Here is a 20,646-nt window from a genome sequence, read left to right as displayed (position 1 = left end):
CCCCCTTGTATTCATTTTTCTGAACATAAGCATTTTCACCCTCTTGACCTCTAACTTAAATTATATAACAGATAAAATTAAATTAACATGTTTTTTTAATTCTCTATTATTATTTATATTGTTTTTCCACAGTTATATAGTACAACTTAAAAACGAATTTTTAAAGTTTAGTATAACACTGTTATAAGTTATTTTTTAACCTTTTTTATAATTAAAAATACCTAAAACAATTATTCTCATTCTAGCTTCTTTTTTCTTTAAAATAGATATATTTTTGTTTTACTAAATAAAAATATAAAATTTAAAAATTAGATATCTATACTTAACTATAAATGGTATAATAATAGTGATTTTGAAAAATATATAAACTGAGCACTGTAGATGAATTGGAGTGAAATACATGAATTTTATAAAAGTTACAGCTGCTTGTCCTTTAACAAAGGTAGCTGATGTAGAATTTAATTTAGAAAATATAAAAATTTGTATTGAAAACGCATTAAAACTAAATTCAAAACTTATTGTTTTTCCTGAACTATGCATCACTTCCTATACTTGCGGAGATCTTTTTCTCCAAAATCAACTTTATAAAAAAGCTATAAAAGCAGTAGAAGATTTGTGCAACTTTTCACAAAACAAAGATATACTTATAGCAATAGGGGCACCGCTTATATTTAATAACAGTATGTATAATTGTGCTTATATAATATTTAAAGGTAAAATCTTAGGTATTGTGCCTAAAAGCTATATACCAAACTATACTGAGTTTTACGAGAAAAGATGGTTTACCCCAGGTCTGGGCTTAGTTGATAAGACTGTAAATTTATGCTTTCAAAAGGGCATACCATTTGGCACAAATCTAATATTTACTTCCGAAGAATTTAAATTCGGCTTTGAAATCTGTGAAGATATTTGGGTAACAATACCTCCAAGCTCTTACTTATCCTTAGCTGGTGCCAATATAATTGGGAATCTTTCTGCTTCAAACGAAATAGTAAGCAAGGCTGATTATAGACGAAGCCTTATTGAAGGTCAAAGTGCAAGATGCATATGTTCCTATGTATATGCTTCTTCTGGTGTATTCGAATCCTCCACTGATTTAGTATTTAGCGGTCATCTATTAATCAGTGAAAATGGAAGTATATTAAATGAAAACCAGCGTTTTCAAAGAGAAAATCAAATTGTAACCTCAATTATTGATGTAGACAGATTAAACAGCGACAGACGTAGAAATGTGAGCTTCAGAGATAATGCAAAGATATCACCCATTGAAGCGAAAGAGATCTCTTTCTTCTTTGATGATACAACTATAAAAAGCTTTGATAGATTTATACATAAACATCCTTTTGTTCCTTTAAATGAAAAATTAAGAGAAGAACGCTGCAGCGAAATATTTAATATACAAACTTCAGCTCTGGCAAAAAGACTCACTCATACAAATCTAAAAAAAGCTGTTATCGGTATTTCCGGAGGACTAGACTCTACCCTGGCACTTTTAGTTACAATCAAAACCTTTGATATGCTGAAGTTTCCTAGAAAAAATATAATAACTATAACTATGCCAGGCTTTGGTACAACAGACAGAACATATACAAATGCAGTAAATCTCTGCAAAAATTTAGGTACGGACTTAAGAGAAGTTGATATAGTTCCTGCATGCCTTCAGCATTTTGAAGACATCAATCACAATCCAGATGTTCATGATGTAACCTATGAAAATGTTCAGGCAAGAGAAAGAACTCAAATACTTATGGACGTATCTAACAAAGAAGGTGGAATACTAGTTGGAACAGGTGATTTATCGGAGCTGGCACTTGGCTGGGCAACCTACAACGGAGATCACATGTCCATGTATTCTGTTAACTGCTCCATCCCTAAAACACTAGTAAGATATCTTGTAAGATATGTGGCTAATAAAGAAATGGATGAACAAACTTCAGATATTCTTTTAGATATTTTAGATACTCCTGTAAGTCCTGAACTTCTGCCAAAAACTAAAAATGGAGAGATATCACAAAAAACCGAAGATATAGTAGGTCCTTACGAGCTTCACGACTTTTTCTTATACTACTTTGTAAGGCAAGGAGCTTCCTGTGAAAAGATTTTATTCCTAGCTAATCAAGCCTTTAAAGAAGATTATGACGAAGATACTATAAAAAAATGGTTTGATAAATTCACAAAACGATTCTTTACACAACAGTTTAAACGCTCTGCTCTTCCAGATGGTCCAAAGGTAGGTACCGTTAGTTTATCACCTAGAGGAGATTGGAGAATGCCTTCAGATGCTAGTTATAATTCCTTTATATAAATAAAAATAACGCTTAAGCGTTATTTTTATTTATATATATCCACAACAAGTCCAGTTATATCATCTATAGTTGCTGCAATCTTAAAATTATCCTTCTCCTCTGAAAGAAGCAGCTCTGTAAGCTCTCTAAGCTTTTCATCGATAACATCCACCGTCATAAAATACTGTGTCTGCCAAAAACTTATATCCTTTTTTACATCATACATATAAGACAATATAGATTTTAAATATTCCTGAATAGATTTTTTATAGGAATATACATCTGAATAACATTTTGTAATAGCAAGTCTATTACCTTTTTTCTTTATGTCCTCAATCATATGCTTAAGCTGTTCTTCATTTTTTCTGTCTCTTGCAAAGTTAAAACTTTGTGAGAAGTCCTTCTTTGCTCCAATACCTTTTTTATCCTCAGAAACAATTGGTGTATTCCTTTTTACTCTGGATATTTCCAAATCCTCACCCCTAGAACAATAATTATTTTATAATTATTATATCGGATATAACATAAAAATATAAAGAACTAAATTTTTATTATGCTTACTATTTTCATAATTAAAACCTATACCCAAACTCTATTCTTTGTTTATATCATTATTTTCTTTATTTTGTAAATATTTTATAAGCTTTTGTTCAACTAAATAAGATTTTCTGTTTTCATTTGCCTCCAGTTTAGAATTTTCTTCTGCTATTTTTATTTTTTCAAACATATAACTGTATACTATATTAAAACATATACCACAAAGCATAACAAAAATCAGTGCTGCTATAACAATCCTTGAAAATGCCTTAATAAATAAAAAATTATTTTTGTTATCTCTCACATCTTCAACTAAATCATAATTTTCTCTCACAACATTTCCTCCTTAACATCTTCCTGCAGACCGTACTTATTACATATCTCATAATTTAAACAGTGTTTTTAATATTTTAATTAACGTGTAAATTATCTATATAATATATGAATGCTCAACAATCTATATGCTAATTATTAACATAAAACCAGTAAAAATTACACTACCATATATTGAGTTTTTAAAAACCATATGATATAATCTTCTAGAAGGGGAGTAGCTGGAGCATGTAAGCTTTTTAATTATTCGTCATTACGGCGTAAGCCCGGATAATTAACTCTTAACGAGAAGCAAGACCTTTGTCTTATAAAAAGACAAAGGTCTTTTTTTTGTTAATTTCATAATGTAAAAATTTTTGTTAATAATATGAAAGAGGTGAATATTATGTGGTTTGTAAAAAACAAAGACGAAGTTATTAATGAACTTCAGACAAATGCTCTTCAAGGACTTACCTCTGAAGAAGCAAAACAAAGGCTAGCTAAATATGGTGAAAATAAGCTGGCAGCTAAAAAAAGCAAAAGTTTAATTCAATTATTTTTTGCTCAGCTAAACGATGCAATGATTTACATTTTGCTAGGTGCAGCTCTTATCTCTGGTATACTAGGAGAAATCAGCGATTCTATTATCATTGCTCTCGTTATACTAATTAATGCCATAGTTGGACTTATACAAGAATCTAAGGCAGAAAAGGCTCTAGAAGCCCTAAAAAAGCTTTCAACTCCTAAAGCTATTGTTAAAAGAGATGGCGAATTAAAGGAAATTGCTTCTGAAGAAGTAGTTCCTGGTGATCTAGTCATAATTGATGCTGGAAGATATATTCCCTGCGATTTAAGACTTATCGAAACTGCTAACCTTCAAATTGAAGAATCTGCTCTTACTGGAGAATCAGTACCTGTAGACAAAAATTCAGACCTGATTTTAGAAGCATCTAATACTCCTCTTGGGGATCAGAAAAATATGGCCTTCATGTCAACTCTTGCTACTTATGGCAGAGGTGTGGGCATAGCCGTAGGTACTGGAATGGACACAGAAATAGGCAAAATCGCCAAAATGCTTGAAGAAGGTGATTCAGAACAAACTCCTCTGCAAAAGAAGCTTGCTGAGCTAGGAAAAATACTCGGCTTTGCAGCTCTTGGAATTTGTGCAGTCATGTTCTTAGTTGGAGTTTTTCAAGGCAGACCATTATTTGAAATGTTCTTTACAGCTATAAGTCTTGCTGTTGCTGCTATTCCAGAAGGACTTCCTGCAATAGTTACAATTGTTCTAGCTATGGGAGTTCAGAGAATGATAAAGGAACATGCTATAGTTAGAAAACTTCCTGCAGTTGAAACTCTTGGTTCTGTAAATATTATATGCTCTGATAAAACGGGTACCTTGACACAAAATAAAATGACAGTTGTTAAATTCTATGCTGATAATGCTTTTGGTGAATTATCTTCATTAAATATAAATGAACCAGAACATAAATTACTTCTTGAAAATCTTGTATTATGCAACGACGCAACTTATACAGAAGAATCAAAAACTGGTGATCCAACAGAGATTGCTCTGCTTGAAGCAGGAGCCAAATTTAATATTTTCAAAGCTGAGCTTGAAAAACAACATCAAAGAATAAATGAAATTCCTTTTGATTCAGACAGAAAACTTATGACAACTGTTAACAAATACGATAATGAGTATTATGTATTTACAAAGGGTGCTACAGACAATCTTCTTAAAATATGTAACAATGTATATGTTAATGGTGAGATTGTGCCATTAACTGAAGAAATTAAAAATGACATAATGAATAAAGCAAATTCAATGTCTGACGATGCTCTTAGAGTTTTAGGCGCAGCTTTCAAGAAAATATCTTCACCTCATGTGGCTATTGACAGCTTGGAAACTGATTTAGTATTTATAGGCTTAATTGGAATGATTGATCCACCACGACTTGAGGTTAAAGATTCAATAGCTTTATGTAAAAAATCTGGTATAAAGACTATAATGATAACTGGTGACCACAAAAACACAGCCTTTGCTATTGCTAAAGAACTTGGTATTGCTGAAGATCCATCACAGGCAATCTTTGGTGCTGAGTTAGATAAGCTTTCAGAAGAAGAATTATACAGCAGAATTGACAATCTAAGAGTATTTGCAAGAGTTTCTCCTGAACATAAAGTAAAAATTGTAAAAGCTTTCAAAGCAAAAGGAAATATAGTTTCAATGACCGGTGACGGAGTAAATGATGCTCCTTCACTTAAAGCTGCTGATATCGGAGTTGCTATGGGTATTACAGGAACAGATGTTGCAAAAGGCGCATCTGATATGATATTAACAGATGACAACTTTAAAACTATTGTTTCTGCAATAGAAGAAGGAAGAAATATATATAATAATATTAAAAAATCAATTATATTCCTATTGTCCTGCAACACTGGTGAAATTATTTCTCTATTCTTTGCAATACTATTAGGCTGGGCTTCACCACTTAAACCGATACACATACTCTGGGTAAACTTAGTAACTGATACTCTTCCTGCACTATCACTTGGTGTTGACCCAGGTGACCCAAATGTTATGGAAGAAAAGCCTCGTAATCCAAAACAAACCTTATTTGCTGAAGGTGCTGGTGTAAGCTTAATACTAAATGGTATATTGATTGGTCTATTAACACTGGCTGCCTTTGTTATCGGAGCAAGAGTTTACACAGGTACTACATCCTTATTCCCAATATTCCCTGAAAATATTTCAGAGGAAGCCTTAACTCATGCTCAGACTATGGCATTTGTAGTTCTAAGTGTATCTCAGTTAGTACATTCATTAAATATGAGACACTCAAGCAAGTCCATATTCCAAGTTGGCTGGTTTACAAACAAATATTTAATTGCATCTGTTTTATTTGGAATATTCCTTCAGGATGTTGTTATTACAGTTCCATTCCTAAGAGATGTATTTAAAGTGTTTGACTTAAATCCAAAAGATTGGTTATTTGTAGGACTTTTATCCATAGTACCACTTATTGTTAATGAGATAGCAAAGATATTTATAAGAATGAAAAAAACTAATAATTAAACTATTTAATTAAAAATTTAAGTTCTTACGATATAAGGATTATTTAACCTCATATCGTAAGAACTTTTTATACTTCTTCCCAATTAATATATTTATTTAATATTTCAACACACTTTACTAAGTAAGTTTCCTCAAGCTCAGTAAAGCGATCCAGCTCTGGGCTGTCTAAATCCAATACTCCATAAACTTTATCGTTTTTAATTATTGGAATTACAAGTTCAGAATTTGAAGCAGAATCACAGGCAATATGTCCTGGAAAATCATGAACGTTTGCAACTCTCAATACCTTTCTTTCTGCAACCGCTGTTCCACAAACTCCCTTTCCTATTCTAATTCTATTGCAGGCTGGCATACCTTGAAAAGGACCAAGTACCAGTTCATCATCTCTCATTATATAAAAACCAGCCCAGTTTAATCTATCTATACATGCATTTATAATAGCACTAGCATTACTTAAATTTGCAAGAGCATTCTTTTCATAGCTGCACTGATCTTCTATGAAAATTAACATATATTTATATTTTTCTTCAACTGACATCTTGTTTAAAACATCTAACTTAAACATAATATAAACCCTCCTTTGTTTAAACAATAAATATTATTTTGTAAATTATTATATCAAATACTGCTTTAATACACAAAGAAACCTTTACTCATTAAGTAAGCAAAGGTTTCTTTAAACGACTATGCTGCTACAACCCTGGATACAATTATTGCAATTCCTATTAATAAGCCTGCTATAAGTACACCTACTGACAAATTCCCTTTTTCCAGTTCCTTATTAAAGTCTAAAGGGATCATTTTATCAAATATTACATAGCCAATTGCCATAATTAATATTCCAACAATTCCAAACAATACACTGAGTCCTAAATTAGTCAATATTTCCACAGTTTACCTCCTCACTTACACAATAATAAATATTTTATTAAAAAACCTATTTATAATAATTATTTCATAGAATTGGGATTTATTCAAGTTTTTTATATACAATTAAAGGTTGTATTTTTTGCTAAGTTCTATTTAATTTTCAGCTTATTTTTTTAAAGTACCTTAACTTCCTATATAAGCTTAAATTATATTTATTATTACTAAAAAGTCATTATCACAAACTTTATATATTGTCAATAATTTAGCTGAAAATAAAATCATTGAATTACATGGAAAAATATCATATAATATTTTTCGTAACACCACATATAGTGGTTAAATTTGAATATAATACTATATATAGATAGTGTTGTATGTTATTGGAGGTATAGACGTGGAAAATACTATAAAAACTCTCTTTAAAAGAGTATATACTAAAGAATTAGAAAATGATAAAAACAAAACAGTATATGATTTATTCAACTGGAAAACAGTAGATGTTTTTTTGCAAGATTACAAAACTTCAAAAGTTATTGTTGACATGAAAAACTTAGAGTTTCCTGAACACTACTCTCAAAATGCATGTAATATCATAGCTTCTAAATATTTTAGAAGAGCAGGAATTCCAAACGGTTTAGGTTATGAAAACAGCATGAAGATGGTAGCTCATAGATTAGTAAACTTTTGGACAGAAGCTCTTATAGATGAAGGAATTATAGATTCAGAAGAAGAAAGAAGCATTTTTTATGATGAAATGGTATTTGGACTTTTAAATCAAATGTACGCTCCAAATTCGCCTCAATGGTTTAATACCGGCCTTGCTCAATCCTATAATATTAAAGGCAATAAGCAAGGAAATTTCTATTACAATGAAACTTTAGAAAAAGTTGTTGAATGTGAAGATAACTATTCAAGAACTCAAGCTTCTGCTTGTTTCATAGTATCTATAGAAGATAAGCTTCTGGGGCCTCATTCTATATCAGAACAATTCGTTACAGAAACTAAACTATTTAAAGGTGGTTCAGGAACAGGAACAAACTTTTCTTCACTTAGAGCTAAAGGAGAGAAACTTTCAGGAGGCGGTGTATCCTCTGGACTTATGAGCTTTCTGAAAGGACTTGATCGAAATGCAGGCGCAATAAAATCTGGAGGCACAACAAGGCGTGCTGCGAAAATGGTATGCTTAAATGTAAATCATCCTGAGATTTTAGATTTTATAACCTGGAAAGCTAAAGAAGAAGACAAAGTGAGAGCTCTTGGTAAAATGGGCTACGATACAGACATAGACGGAGAAGCTTATGAAACCGTTTCAGGACAAAACAGCAATAATTCTGTACGATTCTCTGACGAATTTATGACAAAAGTTAAAAATCTACATACAAATCCAAACGAAAAGATTGAACTAAAAGGAAGAATTGACAGTAAATTTGACAGCACTATAAAAGTTAGTGAACTTTGGGATGCCTTTAATGATTCTGCATGGAAATGTGCAGATCCTGCACCACAGTTCGATGACACCTTTAATGCATGGCATACCTGCCCAGCTGGAGAAGATGGTATATACAATGCACCTTATAATAGAATTAATTCTACGAACCCTTGCGGAGAATATGCTTTCTTAGACGATTCCTCTTGTAACCTGGCTTCAATAAATATATTTAAATTTTATAATCATAGCGATAAAAGCTTTGACATAGAAGGCTATATTCATTTTATTGGCCTTGTTCAGCTAGCACTGGAAGCTTCTATACATTGGGGACAATATCCAACTGAAGATATAGCAAGAAAAACTTACATGTTTAGAACTACAGGACTTGGAATTTCAAACTTAGCTGCACTATTTATGGTAATGGGCTACCCTTATGATTCAGAAGAAAGCAGAGCTTTAGCTTCTTCTCTTATAGGAATAATGACAGGACACTCCTACTACGTTTCTTCTTTAATGGCAGAGAAGATAGGCGCTTTTAAGAAATACGATATAAATAAAGAGTATATGTTAAGAGTTATAAGAAATCATGCTAGAGTTGCAGGAGCATTAACTACTTCTTATGAAAATTTAAATTATGAACCTGTTAAAATAAACCATGAGCTTCTCCTACAACTAAATTTAGGTTATTTAAGCCAAAGAGTTAAAGCTGTGTGGAAAAATGCTTTAGAGTATGGTGAAAAATACGGCTATAGAAATGCTCAAGTAACAGTAATAGCTCCTACTGGCACCATTTCTTTTGCTATGGATTGTTCTGCTACGTCCATTGAACCATTCTTCAGCCATATAGTATATAAGAAACTTGTGGGCGGCGGTTTTATGACTGTTGTAAATCCTGTTATAGAAATGTCTCTTGAAAATTTAGGATATACAAAAGAACAGATTGAAGATATATTAAGTTACGTACTTAGAAAAGAAAAAGTTGTAGAAAACGGCTATGAGTATGAAAAAATATTAGACGGTAAAATTGAAGGTGCTCCTCACCTTAAAAATGAACATCTTCCTATTTTTGACACAGCAAATAAATGCGGAAGCGGTACAAGATACATCAAGCCAATGGGACATGTGCTTATGGTAGCTGCAATTACGCCTTTAATTTCAGGTGCTGTATCTAAAACTGTGAATTTACCTAAAAATGCAACAGTAAATGATTTTAAAGAAGTAGTATTAACTTCCTGGGAGCTTGGTATAAAAGGAATAACTTTATATAGAGATTCTTCAAAAGCAGCACAGCCTTTAAATACTGCATTAATGTCCGAATCAGATGAAGTAAATCTTGAAAACCTAACTTATGCACAACTTCTTAAAAAAGCAAAAGAGCTTCAAGCAGAAAGACATTATTCAAAACGCGATAAACCTGTTGGAATAAGATATGGTACAACTCACCCTGCTCAAATAGAAGATGTTAAAATTTATACAACAGTTAACAGGCGTGAAAATGGAGAAATATCTGAAATCTATATTACAACAGATAGAGAAGGTACTATTATTACAGGACTTTTAAATTCTCTATCAAAGTCTATATCTGTTATGCTTCAGTACCATGTTCCACCAAAGGATATTGCAAGAATGTTAAGAGGTCAAAAATATGAACCTTATGGTTTCGTACAAAAACATCCTTATATAAAATATGTAACCTCAATTTCTGATTTAATAAGTAAAATTATTGATATAGAACTTGGAGATTATTCCAGATGTCAGGTTAAACCAGAAGATTACGAAAACATAACAAAAGAAAAAAGCCCTTTTTCTCTGCATCCTGCGAACAATGCAATCAGTGAAGCAGCATATACAGAACCTTTAATCCCTCATAAACATGAAACAGAAGGAGAAAAGCTTTATGGAGAGACTTGCCCTAACTGTTCTGGAACAAGAATGATAAGAAATGGTACTTGCAAAGTTTGCCTTGACTGCGGCTCTACTACTGGATGTAGTTAATTTTTTTACTAGTTGTCTAAACAGTAAATAAATGTCTAAAATATAAATAGGGACTATTAATATAGAATGTGTGGTGGCAACAGGCATTTTATATTATCTAATAATATTAAAAACAAGAGTGAAAAGCTTAGTATGCTTTTACACTCTTGTTTTTAATTATTTTTATTTTTAACTCTGTTTGGTTTTGCCTTAGGTTTTATTACTATATCTTTTTTCTTATCTTTCTTCCCATAGCCAGTATATGTACTTGAAGCTGAAGCGTTTTTTCTCGTTTTATTGTTCCATCCGCTCAGGTCTACAAACCATAAGAAAAAAATAATAAATATTCCTGATGAACCATATATCCATACTGGATTATTCTGTACATCTATATTTAAAAATGCTCCTAAGAAATTTGATATAATAAATATAACAAATGCTATTGCAAAAACAATCCATTTGTTAATCTTAATTTTTGATAATAGATAATACTTTAAAATATTATAAACTACCAAAATAATTACAGCAAAGGCTACAAATTGTAAAATTAACTTTATCCAGTTCATTTCATTCCTCCTCTATAAAATACTTCTCTATAATATTATGATATATTTTTATAAATATATCAACTATTTATAAATATGAAGATTATATGGTTTATTTAGAAAGTTTAAATAAATTTAAACTTTCTATTGTTACAAAATTGTCAGAAACTGATTTTACTGATATAATATAAAATATGTTTTTAATACTTTATTTTTATATAGGAGGCTTATTATGGATACGACTAGTAACCTTCAATTAGACGATTTAGATATTCAAATACTTAGTATACTTTTTAATGATTCAAGAACTCCTTATCTTGAAATTGCAAGACATTGTCATGTAAGCGGCGGTACAATCCATGTAAGAATGAAAAAAATGGAGGATATGGGAATAATAAAAGGAACTAAGATTGTTGTGGATAATTCAAAACTTGGCTATGATATATGTTGCTTTGTGGGTATTAATCTGGATAAATCATCCTCTTACCCTTCTGTATTAGAGGAGATAAAAAAAATAAAAGAAGTTGTTGAACTTCATTATACAACAGGGCAGTTTTCCATATTTATTAAAGTTATATGTAAAAATATTTCTCATCTTCAAGATTTGCTTATGAATAAACTTCAAGCTATAGATGGAATTCAAGGAACTAATGTGTTTATATCACTTCTTCAGCCAATAGATAGAAACATCCAATTGTAAAGAATCTCTCAACAATGAGATTCTTTAATACGTTTCTTCTCCTTCCATAACCTTTTCATAGCTTTCGCCGATAGTATTTGTTATTGTAAAATCCCCAATAGTATTTATAATCTTTATTGTAGTATAAGGATAAGTTACTGCTTGACTAACTATACTGCCTGGCTGAGGAGACTTTTCCTCTACTAATATGTTTATTTTTCCCTTATTTTCCTCAACAGATAGGATTCGTACACTATATCCGCCTGTATTTTTCTTTCCTGAAAAAATAGTTATATAATAATATCCGTTCTCATCATATAATATATATCCCTTATTAGCTTTTAAAACATTAATAGAATATCTCATATTTTGCGGAAGTTTATTTTCATCCTTTATTTCTTCAAAATTAATTTTATTTACTGTAATAGTTTTGTCTTTAATGCTATCTTTAGCAGAAACGGAACTATTATCAATTGAGCTTTTATAACTATTGTCTTTATTATCTTTAGTACTGCAGCCAAATAAAAATATAACAAAAAATATTAAAATAAAAAATCTATTTATCTGTTTCATAAAAAATCCCCTTTTAAATTTTTCCATATATATATTATTTTATCCATAACATGTAAAAATTATTAATACATGTATAAATATTCTCATTTACTTAAATTATATACCAAAGGCAAAGTTTTTGTTAATAATTTTAATAAATATGTAAATACTATATTCGTATAAATTAATAAAAAGGAGATGTAAGTATGAGATTCTTAGATACATTGTCGCTTATACTGGTTATAATTGGTGCAGTAAATTGGGGCTTAATAGGATTTTTTGATTTCAATCTAGTATCAGCTCTTTTTGGCGAAATGTCAACATTATCAAAAATTATATACGTTCTAGTTGGCATTGCTGGTTTATACTCCTTATCCTTCTTAGGAAGAGACCGATATGAAAACCAAACTGATGACGCTGTTAGATAGTTATTCTGCATTAAAATTTTTACACTTAAAATAAAGCTGCAGATTTTATTTATCCGCAGCTTTATTTCTAAAAAGATAAATTGTATCGTTCTTTTTGAAATATATCCTTTAAATTATACTGCTTTACTAAAAGATTTATATATTCAGTTTGTTTTATTTCATTTGACATAATACCTTTTTCTAAGGCTGTAGCCTTATCTTTATATAATTGAATATATTCTATTATAATTTGTTTTTTAATAATAAACAGTTCTTTTGTAACTTCATCACCTTTTTTCCAATTAAAAGAATCATAAAGTTTTTCCAATTCGTTAGCATATTTATAAAGATTAATTATTAATTTTTTTTTACTTATCTCATTTGAATAGTATTTATTAATACTACTATCTACATTGTTCTTTATTTCTTCAAATCTTTTGTCAATTTTGCTTTCATAAACTTTATATGCCTTATAATTTCCTTTATCACTTCCAGGCAGAAACCAAATTAGACAAAACAATAGTATTATAACTAAATATATAACTGTTATCCAACCTAATACACTATTAATATAAATTTTCCCGAACTTGTAGATAGACTTTTGCAAGCAAGTCCACTCCTAAAAATTGTTCATATTAATATTTATAAAGTAAAAATATACAAAAGAACTATTTTATAAAGATTTAATAATTTCAAAAAGCCTTATAGCTGCATTCTTCGGACCTTCTTTCTCTTTTCCTGCAATTCCTAAGCATGTCTTTATTTGTCCCACCTTTACTCCAGTATTAAACATATTATTAAAGTATTTAGTCAAAAGCACATCTGTTTGTTCTTGTCTCTGATGTGATCCAAACGGATTAGCAAAATAGGATTCAACCAATCCTTTTTCGGAAGTAGTACCCTTTGCCATTCTAGCACCAGCTCTAAACACCTTAATAGCTTCTTCAGGGCTACTAAAGTATTCTATTTCAGATTCTCCTTCCTTTACATCTTCATAATTATTTGCATAGAGAAATAAATCTACAGGATAACCTTTTATAATTTCTTTATAAGTTGCTACAGGCATAACAAGTCTTGCATTAATTTTATCAGGATTCATAAATATACTTCTATCTATTTCCTTAAAAGCATAACCTTGATCCAAGTCATCTAAACGTACAAATGCTCCAATTTCTGTTCCATAAGCCAGTGGCTTTCCATTTTCATTAAGTTTAATTGCACCCATATCGTCAAATACAATAGTCATATCGCTTATATAATCCTCACTTAAACCTCTAAAAGCTTCAAGGCTCTCAGATTTACCTGCACCACTGTCTCCCATTATTATTACATTAGCAGATTTTCCATTTTTCATAACCATATTTACCATAGCGCCATGAATAGGAAGATATCCTTTTTTAATCATAAGAAGATTATGAAGTGTCAAAATCATCTTTTTCATGTAACCGAAATAATCAATAGCATCACCATAGTTTACATAGCCAAGCATTATTCCATTTTTATCATCATCGTAAAATAATGTTTTTACTTCTTCGCTACCATCTCTTGCACCAAATACATACACTATATCTGGTTTAACTCCCTCACACTCTTCTTCTCTAGCCATTTCAAAAAGATTGCATAATGTAACTCCATGAGACATAAAGTCCCTATGAAAATATATATAAGCAAGAAAATTTCCAACCTTTGCTGGATAACAGAAAAAATGATCCTTGTTTATATTGCAATTTTTTAATGGGTTTTCAAAGGTTTCCTTAAAGAACCCACTTCTTGTATTTTTTTTAGGATAAGAAATAAAAGGAGGATTAAGAAGTATAGATGTTATAAAAGGAATATTCTTAAGTATTAAATAATCTTCTGGAAGATCCCATTTATTATTATTAACTATTAAAGCTGCATTTCCTCCAGCTGGAAGCTGCCTATATACTGCAGGCTTATAACCTATAACATGTTCTGCTATTCTTCTGTATGTATTTAATATAAGCTTAGAGAAATTTGCATTAGCATCTATAAAACTTACACTTTCGTATCCTTCCCCATCATTAACCTTATTACTGTGTACTACAGTATATCTTTCAAGCTTTCTCCAAAAACCATACAAATCTTCAATTAAATCTAAAAATTCTTCTCTATTTTTAAGTATTTTCTCATACTTTGAGTTAATCTCAATAACTTCTTCTGCTCTTTCTATAGTTAAAAGCTTGAGAAGCCTTATAATATCTGCTGAATACAGTTCATTTTCCTTGCTTCCTAAACTTTCTTCTATAAATCTAAATCTGTTTGTACGTCTCATTTTAATTCTATCTAAATATGCACGTACTACTCTTTTAAATCCGTTGCTGTCGATGAGCTTTTCCATAGTTTCACAGTACTTAACTGTAAAATTTATCATTACCTTATCATTGCTTAAAGAAAATTCTTTTTTCATATTATCATGCAACCCTCCATTATGAAAATTTATAAATGTAAAAACTTCAAAATAATCACTACAAATTATACTTTAACACATATTTTGAATTTTTCATACTAGAAATCATTCATTTTCACAATAATTTTAAATTTATAGCAATTTTATCTTGCAACAACAGGCTGAAGTATTTCGATTGAGCTGTTTTTGCAATTCAACTTGGCTTTTGCTCCAACTGGCAAAGTATATTTAGGATTGTCATGTCCGCACATGAAATTCATTAAAACCGGTTTATTCAAACTTATTACTCTGTTTTCTATAACCTGCTGTAAACTAAAGCTATCTTCTTTTTGCTCTCCTTTACAGTCAGTAAACTGACCTAAAATAAAACCTGAACACTGCTGAAGCTTCCCAGCTAAAAAAAGCTGAGTTAACATTCTATCTATTCTATACGGTGCTTCTCCCACATCTTCAATAAACAGTATTTTATCTTTAGTATCTATTTCATAGGGTGTACCTAAAGTACTGCATATTAAAGTTAAATTCCCCCCTACAATTCTACCCTCTGCATTTTTATTAGAAACACTTATCATTGGATTTTCAGCAGGATTTTCTATGATATAAGGTTCAAATCCTTTTGTAACTGTAAATAAAAAACTCTTTAAAGTATATTCATTATCTAAATCGCTAGTTAGCATTGGTCCATGAAAAGTAATAAGACCTTCTTTTTTACAAAATAGGTTTAAAAGTACAGTTATATCGCTATATCCCATAAAAATTTTAGGATTCCTTCTTATTTTGTTGAAATTTAAATAAGGAAGAATCCTCATAGAGCCATAACCACCTCTTACGCAAAGTATCATATCTACTTTATCATCTTCAAACATATCCATTATATCCTGTGCTCTCTCTTTATCTTCTCCTGCAAAGAACCCCCACTTTTTATATATATTTTTTCCTTCTTTTACCTTGAACCCTAACTTTTTTAATCTCTCAATTCCTATGCTTATTTTTTCAATGCTTTCTATTCCAGCTGGAGCAACTATACCAATAGTATCACCTTTAAATAATCTTTTTCCTATCACATAATCATCCCCCTAATATTAACAATAATTTTTATAAAAAATATTCTTCTATTTTTATTCTATGTCTATATACTTTATAATAAACTATTTATATTTATCCAATAAACTAGTTAATATATATATTTTTATTAGCAAATATTTTAAATACTTATATCAAAACAGATTGCTCTAACATAATATATACAAGAATACTTTTTTATTATAAATACTATGAGGAGGATTTAAATGTATTACAGATTCAACCCTGAGTACTACGATTACATGTACAGAGAAGAACTTTCCAAAAGAGAAAACGTACTTGATTTGATAAAAGAAGCTATGAAAGATGAAAGACATGATAGAATAAAATATAAAAATATGATGGAAATGGCTAATGAGGAAAAAATAAGAAAACAAATAGAATTTGCTTATATAGATGAAGGTAAACATTATAAAATGTTTCAGCAAATCTATTATATGTTAACTGGAAAAACTATTGACGTACCCGCTCCTGAAGTTGAAAGCTACGATAAATTAATAGATGCTGTTGAAACAAGCATAAATGGAGAATTAGAAGCCGTAGAACTTTATAGAAAAATACAATCTATGCTTCCAAATATGAATCTTAGAGATATGCTTTTTGAAATAATAACTGACGAACAGGAACATGCTACAAGATTTGTGTACGTATTCTCAATTATTAATAAGTAATTTCAAATTATAAAACTAAAACGAACCTATCTTATATGGTTCGTTTTTTTATTAATGATTTGTGCATATTATCTTATATATATATAAATACTATTTTATGAGAACTCAAATTTAAGATATAATTCATTTTTAGGAGGAATAGTATGGTAATTGATAGAGCACTAGAAATATTTAATTCAACAGACGAAAATATTACAGTATTATATGCAAATAAGCCTGTATGGATAGAGAGCATAGATAAGTCTAACGGAACTGCTGTCATCACCGTTTTAGGAACAAATCAGACAGAGACAGTGCCTATATCCAGTTTAACAGATACTGGTTCTAAAATGTAGTTTTTTCTGATTGAAGTTAAAAAATTAGATAGAACTTGTAAAACAATAAAAAGAAGGTTTTCTTTAAGAATTCCTTCTTTTTACTTTATGCTATCTCTTAAAACCTCTCATAACTAATGAAAAAGAAGTCTCATTAAATTCTTCTTCACCAAAGTCACCGTAAACCTCTATATCCTTAAAGCCTGATTTTTCAAACATAGATAATAATTCATCCTTTTTTAGCGCTATTAAATCCACAGAGTTTTCAAATCTATCTTCTATATCATTTTTAGAAATTATAAGCTCAGTCTGAAATTCTACTTTTTCTTCATCTTCCTTATAATTATAATTTCTTACAAATTTAACCCCTTTTTCTGGTCTATCAATTGTTGGAAGTGATTTCACATCATATTTGATAATTCTATCATAGTTTACAATTTGCACTACTAAAATACCTTCATCATTCAATGCTTCATAAATGTTTTTTATAAATTCTTCAATCTTTTCTTTACTTTTTAAATGAACAACAGAATTTCCTATACAAAAGGCCAAATCATACCTCTCCATTGGAAAATGTTCTTTAAACTTAGTCATATCTCCAACAACAAAATTTGCATAAAGTCCTCCCTTGGACTTAGCCAATTCTATCATCTCTACACCTAAATCTATAGCATCAACTCTATGACCTCTCAATGCCAAGGCTACAGAATAATTTCCAGTACCGCAGGCTAAATCTAATACCTTTGAATTTCCTTTTAAATCCTTACACAAAAACTTAAAGGTTTTATCATCCTTAGGAAAAACAATATCATACACTTTGCTTAATTCCTTATAAAATTTCATAATTTTCTCCTTTACTCTCTAATCACAAAAATTTAATACTTTAGTCATTCTGTCTTCTCCTAAAATAGTCTCTTTAAAGATTTCTCTAGTTTTATCTATGTATTCATAAGGATTTATTAAAGAAGGGCTATAATGAGTAAGCCACAACTCTTTAACTTTTCCCTTTTTTGCTAAGTTTGCTCCTTCTGAAAAAAGCATATGTTTATAAAGTACAGCCTTAGGCAAATATTTATCATCACCATACATTCCTTCACAAATAAAAAGGTCTGCTTCTTTTATAAAATCTATAAGCTGCTCTACTGGTCTTGAATCAGTACAGTAACTTACCTTTATTCCTTTTCTAGCTTCACCTAGTACTAAATCCTTAGTTAAAACCCTGCCGTTATAATTAATCGTTTCTCCATTTCTAAGCCTATTCCAAAATTTAATAGGTATATTTTCACTTTCTGCTTTTATTCTATCAAACTTTCTTATTCTCTCAACTTCTATTGAATAAGCTAAACATGGCAGTGTATGCTCTACAGGCAGTGTATTAATTGTAAAACCCTGAAATTTAAAACTGTTTATTTCTTTATCGCTTATCTCCATAAGCTTTAATTCATAGGGCAAATTCTGAGCAATTACAGTTAGCCCCTCTACCACTTCCTTAAGACCGGGAGGTCCAATAACTGTTAAAGGCTCTTCTCTTCCAGAATTAGCAATAGTAAGCAGCAATCCAGAAAAACCTACAACATGATCTGCATGATAGTGAGTAAAACATATAATATCGATATATTTAAAGCCCCATTTTAAAAGTTTCAATGAGACCTGGGTGCCCTCACCACAATCTATTAAAATCATTTTACCATTATAAGACGCAAGCATAGAAGTAAGATATCTGTCAGGTATAGGCATACTTCCCCCGCAGCCGAGCAGTGCAATATTTAACATTTTATTCTACCTCATTACTGGAATATATCTATGGCAATTATTCCTATATAATTATAACCATAAAATATAAAATTATTATAAATGTTTTGTTATAAATTACTTTAAATTAAAAAGTCCATCTAGAAAGTAATCATTTTCAAAAATACGACTACTTTCCAAATAGACTTCAAATTATAAAGCTTTAATTTAGTAATAAAAAGCTATTTATAGCATTTACTCCTGTTTTTATAATTTTATACTATTCCTTGTGCTATCATAGCATCAGCAACTTTTAAAAAGCCTGCTATATTTGCACCTGCAAGAAGATTACCTTTAAAGCCGTATTCTTCTGCTGTTTTAGCACTTTGTGTATGTATATTAACCATTATATCTTTTAATTTTTTATCAACTTCTTCGAAAGTCCAAGATAACCTCATACTGTTTTGTGACATTTCAAGTGCGGAAACTGCTACTCCGCCTGCATTGCTTGCCTTAGCTGGAGCAAAAAGCACACCATTATTTAAAAACACATTAATAGCTTCAAGAGTCGAAGGCATGTTAGCTCCTTCCCCTACTGCTTTTACTCCATTCTTAACTAACGTAAGAGCTGATTCTTCATCAATTTCATTTTGTGTTGCACAAGGAAGAGCTATGTCACAAGGTACAGTCCAAACTTCAGAACAATTTTCATGATATTCTGCAGTTGGATGATACTTAACATATTCGCTTATTCTGCCTCTTTCAACTTCTTTAATTTTCTTAACAGTTGCTAAGTTTATTCCATTTTTATCATAAACATAGCCATTAGAATCGCTGCAAGTAAGCACAAGTGCTCCAAGCTGCTGAAGCTTTTCTATTGCATAAATAGCTACATTACCAGAACCTGAAACAGAAACCTTCATACCTTCCATTTTTAAATTTTTGCTCTTAATCATTTCTTCTACAAAATAAACTAAACCATAACCAGTAGCTTCGGTTCTAACAAGGCTTCCGCCATAATTAAGACCTTTACCAGTTAAAACTCCTTCGTATAAACCTTTTATTCTCTTGTACTGACCGTACATATAGCCAATTTCTCTTCCGCCTACTCCTATATCTCCTGCAGGAACATCCGTATCTTGACCAATATGTTTATAAAGCTCAGTCATAAAGCTTTGGCAAAATCTCATGATTTCTCTATCTGACTTGCCTTTTGGATCGAAATTTGAACCTCCTTTACCTCCTCCTATTGGAAGACCTGTTAAAGAATTTTTGAATATCTGCTCAAATCCAAGGAATTTTATAATACTAAGATTAACTGTAGGATGGAATCTAAGGCCTCCTTTGTAAGGACCTATAGCACTGTTAAACTGTACTCTAAATCCCCTGTTTACTTGAACGTTTCCATTATCATCAACCCAAGGTACTCTAAACATTATTTGTCTTTCTGGTTCAATAATACGCTCAAGTATACCTTCCTCCATGTACTTTGGATTTTTGTCAAATACAGGCACTAAAGTTTCTAAAACCTCTTTTACTGCCTGGAGAAATTCAGTCTGCTCAGGATTATTTTTTTTCACCTCAGCCAAAACTTTTTCAACATATTCTTTTCCTGTCAAAATAGCCACCCCTTTTTAATATGCAAATTAACAATATTATTATTGCATTGATTTACCAATTTTGCAATATTATTTATAAAAAAATAAAAGTTATATGCTGTCAACTTATATTATTTCTGCATATAACTTTATTT

Annotated in this window: 19 protein-coding genes; 7 read left to right on the top strand and 12 right to left on the bottom strand. The window is 30.4% G+C overall.

Annotation, left to right across the window (positions count from 1 at the left end):
* The first annotated feature begins 400 nt into the window (after positions 1-400).
* Entirely contained in the window at positions 401-2,305 is a 1,905-nt protein-coding gene (locus tag M2651_RS08845) for an NAD(+) synthase (RefSeq protein ID WP_252131988.1), read from the top strand.
* 26 nt (positions 2,306-2,331) lie between these two features.
* On the opposite strand, the gene M2651_RS08840 is transcribed toward M2651_RS08845, so the two are convergent.
* Both M2651_RS08840 and M2651_RS08835 read right to left on the bottom strand, forming a co-directional pair.
* Positions 2,332-2,757, bottom strand: a complete 426-nt coding sequence (locus M2651_RS08840) for a YaaR family protein (RefSeq protein WP_252131987.1) — start codon at positions 2,755-2,757, stop codon at positions 2,332-2,334.
* Positions 2,758-2,877: 120 nt separating this feature from the next.
* On the bottom strand, positions 2,878-3,156 hold the full coding sequence (locus M2651_RS08835) for a hypothetical protein (RefSeq protein ID WP_252131986.1): 279 nt from the start codon (positions 3,154-3,156) through the stop codon (positions 2,878-2,880).
* 384 nt (positions 3,157-3,540) lie between these two features.
* Here M2651_RS08835 and M2651_RS08830 point away from each other — a divergent pair, with 384 nt between their 5' ends.
* Positions 3,541-6,210 (top strand): calcium-transporting P-type ATPase, PMR1-type, encoded by a 2,670-nt coding sequence (locus M2651_RS08830; protein ID WP_252131985.1) that lies wholly within the window; start codon positions 3,541-3,543, stop codon positions 6,208-6,210.
* Between the two features lie 67 nt (positions 6,211-6,277).
* Here M2651_RS08830 and M2651_RS08825 read toward each other — a convergent pair whose 3' ends face one another.
* Together M2651_RS08825 and M2651_RS08820 are read right to left on the bottom strand one after the other, a co-directional pair.
* Positions 6,278-6,775, bottom strand: a complete 498-nt coding sequence (locus tag M2651_RS08825; RefSeq protein ID WP_252131984.1) for a GAF domain-containing protein — start codon at positions 6,773-6,775, stop codon at positions 6,278-6,280.
* Between the two features lie 119 nt (positions 6,776-6,894).
* Positions 6,895-7,101 carry a DUF350 domain-containing protein gene (locus M2651_RS08820; protein WP_252131983.1) on the bottom strand — a complete coding sequence of 69 codons (207 nt, stop codon included), beginning with the start codon at positions 7,099-7,101 and terminating at the stop codon, positions 6,895-6,897.
* 373 nt (positions 7,102-7,474) lie between these two features.
* Here M2651_RS08820 and M2651_RS08815 point away from each other — a divergent pair, with 373 nt between their 5' ends.
* Complete coding sequence (locus tag M2651_RS08815) at positions 7,475-10,504, top strand: vitamin B12-dependent ribonucleotide reductase (protein WP_252131982.1); 3,030 nt, start codon at positions 7,475-7,477, stop codon at positions 10,502-10,504.
* 152 nt (positions 10,505-10,656) lie between these two features.
* On the opposite strand, the gene M2651_RS08810 is transcribed toward M2651_RS08815, so the two are convergent.
* A complete protein-coding gene (locus tag M2651_RS08810; RefSeq protein ID WP_252131981.1) occupies positions 10,657-11,049 on the bottom strand; it encodes a hypothetical protein in 393 nt (130 codons plus the stop codon).
* Between the two features lie 211 nt (positions 11,050-11,260).
* On the opposite strand from M2651_RS08810, the gene M2651_RS08805 reads away from it, so the two are divergent.
* Positions 11,261-11,728 carry an Lrp/AsnC ligand binding domain-containing protein gene (locus M2651_RS08805; protein WP_252131980.1) on the top strand — a complete coding sequence of 156 codons (468 nt, stop codon included), beginning with the start codon at positions 11,261-11,263 and terminating at the stop codon, positions 11,726-11,728.
* A 24-nt stretch (positions 11,729-11,752) separates the two neighbouring features.
* Here M2651_RS08805 and M2651_RS08800 read toward each other — a convergent pair whose 3' ends face one another.
* Entirely contained in the window at positions 11,753-12,280 is a 528-nt protein-coding gene (locus tag M2651_RS08800) for a protease complex subunit PrcB family protein (RefSeq protein ID WP_252131979.1), read from the bottom strand.
* A gap of 185 nt (positions 12,281-12,465) precedes the next feature.
* Here M2651_RS08800 and M2651_RS08795 point away from each other — a divergent pair, with 185 nt between their 5' ends.
* Positions 12,466-12,687, top strand: coding sequence for a DUF378 domain-containing protein (locus M2651_RS08795; protein ID WP_252131978.1), 222 nt, complete (start codon positions 12,466-12,468; stop codon positions 12,685-12,687).
* A 67-nt stretch (positions 12,688-12,754) separates the two neighbouring features.
* On the opposite strand, the gene M2651_RS08790 is transcribed toward M2651_RS08795, so the two are convergent.
* The 3 genes from M2651_RS08790 to M2651_RS08780 form a co-directional block, all read right to left on the bottom strand.
* Positions 12,755-13,273: a hypothetical protein gene (locus tag M2651_RS08790; RefSeq protein ID WP_252131977.1), complete on the bottom strand. Its 519-nt coding sequence runs from the start codon at positions 13,271-13,273 to the stop codon at positions 12,755-12,757.
* A 66-nt stretch (positions 13,274-13,339) separates the two neighbouring features.
* Entirely contained in the window at positions 13,340-15,094 is a 1,755-nt protein-coding gene (locus tag M2651_RS08785; protein ID WP_252131976.1) for a phosphoenolpyruvate carboxykinase, read from the bottom strand.
* Positions 15,095-15,237: 143 nt separating this feature from the next.
* The gene (locus M2651_RS08780; protein ID WP_252131975.1) at positions 15,238-16,158 is read right to left on the bottom strand and encodes a S66 peptidase family protein; all 921 of its coding nucleotides are present in this window, start codon (positions 16,156-16,158) and stop codon (positions 15,238-15,240) included.
* A 225-nt stretch (positions 16,159-16,383) separates the two neighbouring features.
* On the opposite strand from M2651_RS08780, the gene M2651_RS08775 reads away from it, so the two are divergent.
* Together M2651_RS08775 and M2651_RS08770 are read left to right on the top strand one after the other, a co-directional pair.
* On the top strand, positions 16,384-16,848 hold the full coding sequence (locus M2651_RS08775) for a ferritin-like domain-containing protein (RefSeq protein WP_252131974.1): 465 nt from the start codon (positions 16,384-16,386) through the stop codon (positions 16,846-16,848).
* A gap of 143 nt (positions 16,849-16,991) precedes the next feature.
* Positions 16,992-17,183 carry an H-type small acid-soluble spore protein gene (locus M2651_RS08770; RefSeq protein ID WP_252131973.1) on the top strand — a complete coding sequence of 64 codons (192 nt, stop codon included), beginning with the start codon at positions 16,992-16,994 and terminating at the stop codon, positions 17,181-17,183.
* Between the two features lie 90 nt (positions 17,184-17,273).
* Here M2651_RS08770 and M2651_RS08765 read toward each other — a convergent pair whose 3' ends face one another.
* From M2651_RS08765 to gdhA, 3 genes are all read right to left on the bottom strand, one after another.
* Complete coding sequence (locus M2651_RS08765; protein WP_252131972.1) at positions 17,274-18,005, bottom strand: class I SAM-dependent methyltransferase; 732 nt, start codon at positions 18,003-18,005, stop codon at positions 17,274-17,276.
* Between the two features lie 18 nt (positions 18,006-18,023).
* Entirely contained in the window at positions 18,024-18,935 is a 912-nt protein-coding gene (locus tag M2651_RS08760) for a ribonuclease Z (RefSeq protein WP_252131971.1), read from the bottom strand.
* A 233-nt stretch (positions 18,936-19,168) separates the two neighbouring features.
* The gene (gdhA, locus tag M2651_RS08755; protein WP_252131970.1) at positions 19,169-20,512 is read right to left on the bottom strand and encodes an NADP-specific glutamate dehydrogenase; all 1,344 of its coding nucleotides are present in this window, start codon (positions 20,510-20,512) and stop codon (positions 19,169-19,171) included.
* Positions 20,513-20,646 lie beyond the last annotated feature (134 nt).

Source organism: Clostridium caldaquaticum, assembly GCF_023806125.1.
Classification (GTDB): Bacteria; Bacillota; Clostridia; order Clostridiales; family Clostridiaceae; genus Clostridium_AT; species Clostridium_AT caldaquaticum.
The sequence above is the reverse complement of the archived record's forward strand: the minus strand, read 5'-3'. Positions and strand labels throughout refer to the sequence as shown.

Coding starts and splice junctions, on each gene's coding strand:
- M2651_RS08775 (WP_252131974.1), top strand. CDS start 16,384: ATGTATTACAGATTCAACCCTGAGTACTACGATTACATGTACAGAGAA.
- M2651_RS08800 (WP_252131979.1), bottom strand. CDS start 12,280: ATGAAACAGATAAATAGATTTTTTATTTTAATATTTTTTGTTATATTT.
- M2651_RS08805 (WP_252131980.1), top strand. CDS start 11,261: ATGGATACGACTAGTAACCTTCAATTAGACGATTTAGATATTCAAATA.
- M2651_RS08765 (WP_252131972.1), bottom strand. CDS start 18,005: ATGAAATTTTATAAGGAATTAAGCAAAGTGTATGATATTGTTTTTCCT.
- M2651_RS08845 (WP_252131988.1), top strand. CDS start 401: ATGAATTTTATAAAAGTTACAGCTGCTTGTCCTTTAACAAAGGTAGCT.
- M2651_RS08830 (WP_252131985.1), top strand. CDS start 3,541: ATGTGGTTTGTAAAAAACAAAGACGAAGTTATTAATGAACTTCAGACA.
- M2651_RS08795 (WP_252131978.1), top strand. CDS start 12,466: ATGAGATTCTTAGATACATTGTCGCTTATACTGGTTATAATTGGTGCA.
- M2651_RS08785 (WP_252131976.1), bottom strand. CDS start 15,094: ATGAAAAAAGAATTTTCTTTAAGCAATGATAAGGTAATGATAAATTTT.
- M2651_RS08770 (WP_252131973.1), top strand. CDS start 16,992: ATGGTAATTGATAGAGCACTAGAAATATTTAATTCAACAGACGAAAAT.
- M2651_RS08810 (WP_252131981.1), bottom strand. CDS start 11,049: ATGAACTGGATAAAGTTAATTTTACAATTTGTAGCCTTTGCTGTAATT.
- M2651_RS08760 (WP_252131971.1), bottom strand. CDS start 18,935: ATGTTAAATATTGCACTGCTCGGCTGCGGGGGAAGTATGCCTATACCT.
- M2651_RS08825 (WP_252131984.1), bottom strand. CDS start 6,775: ATGTTTAAGTTAGATGTTTTAAACAAGATGTCAGTTGAAGAAAAATAT.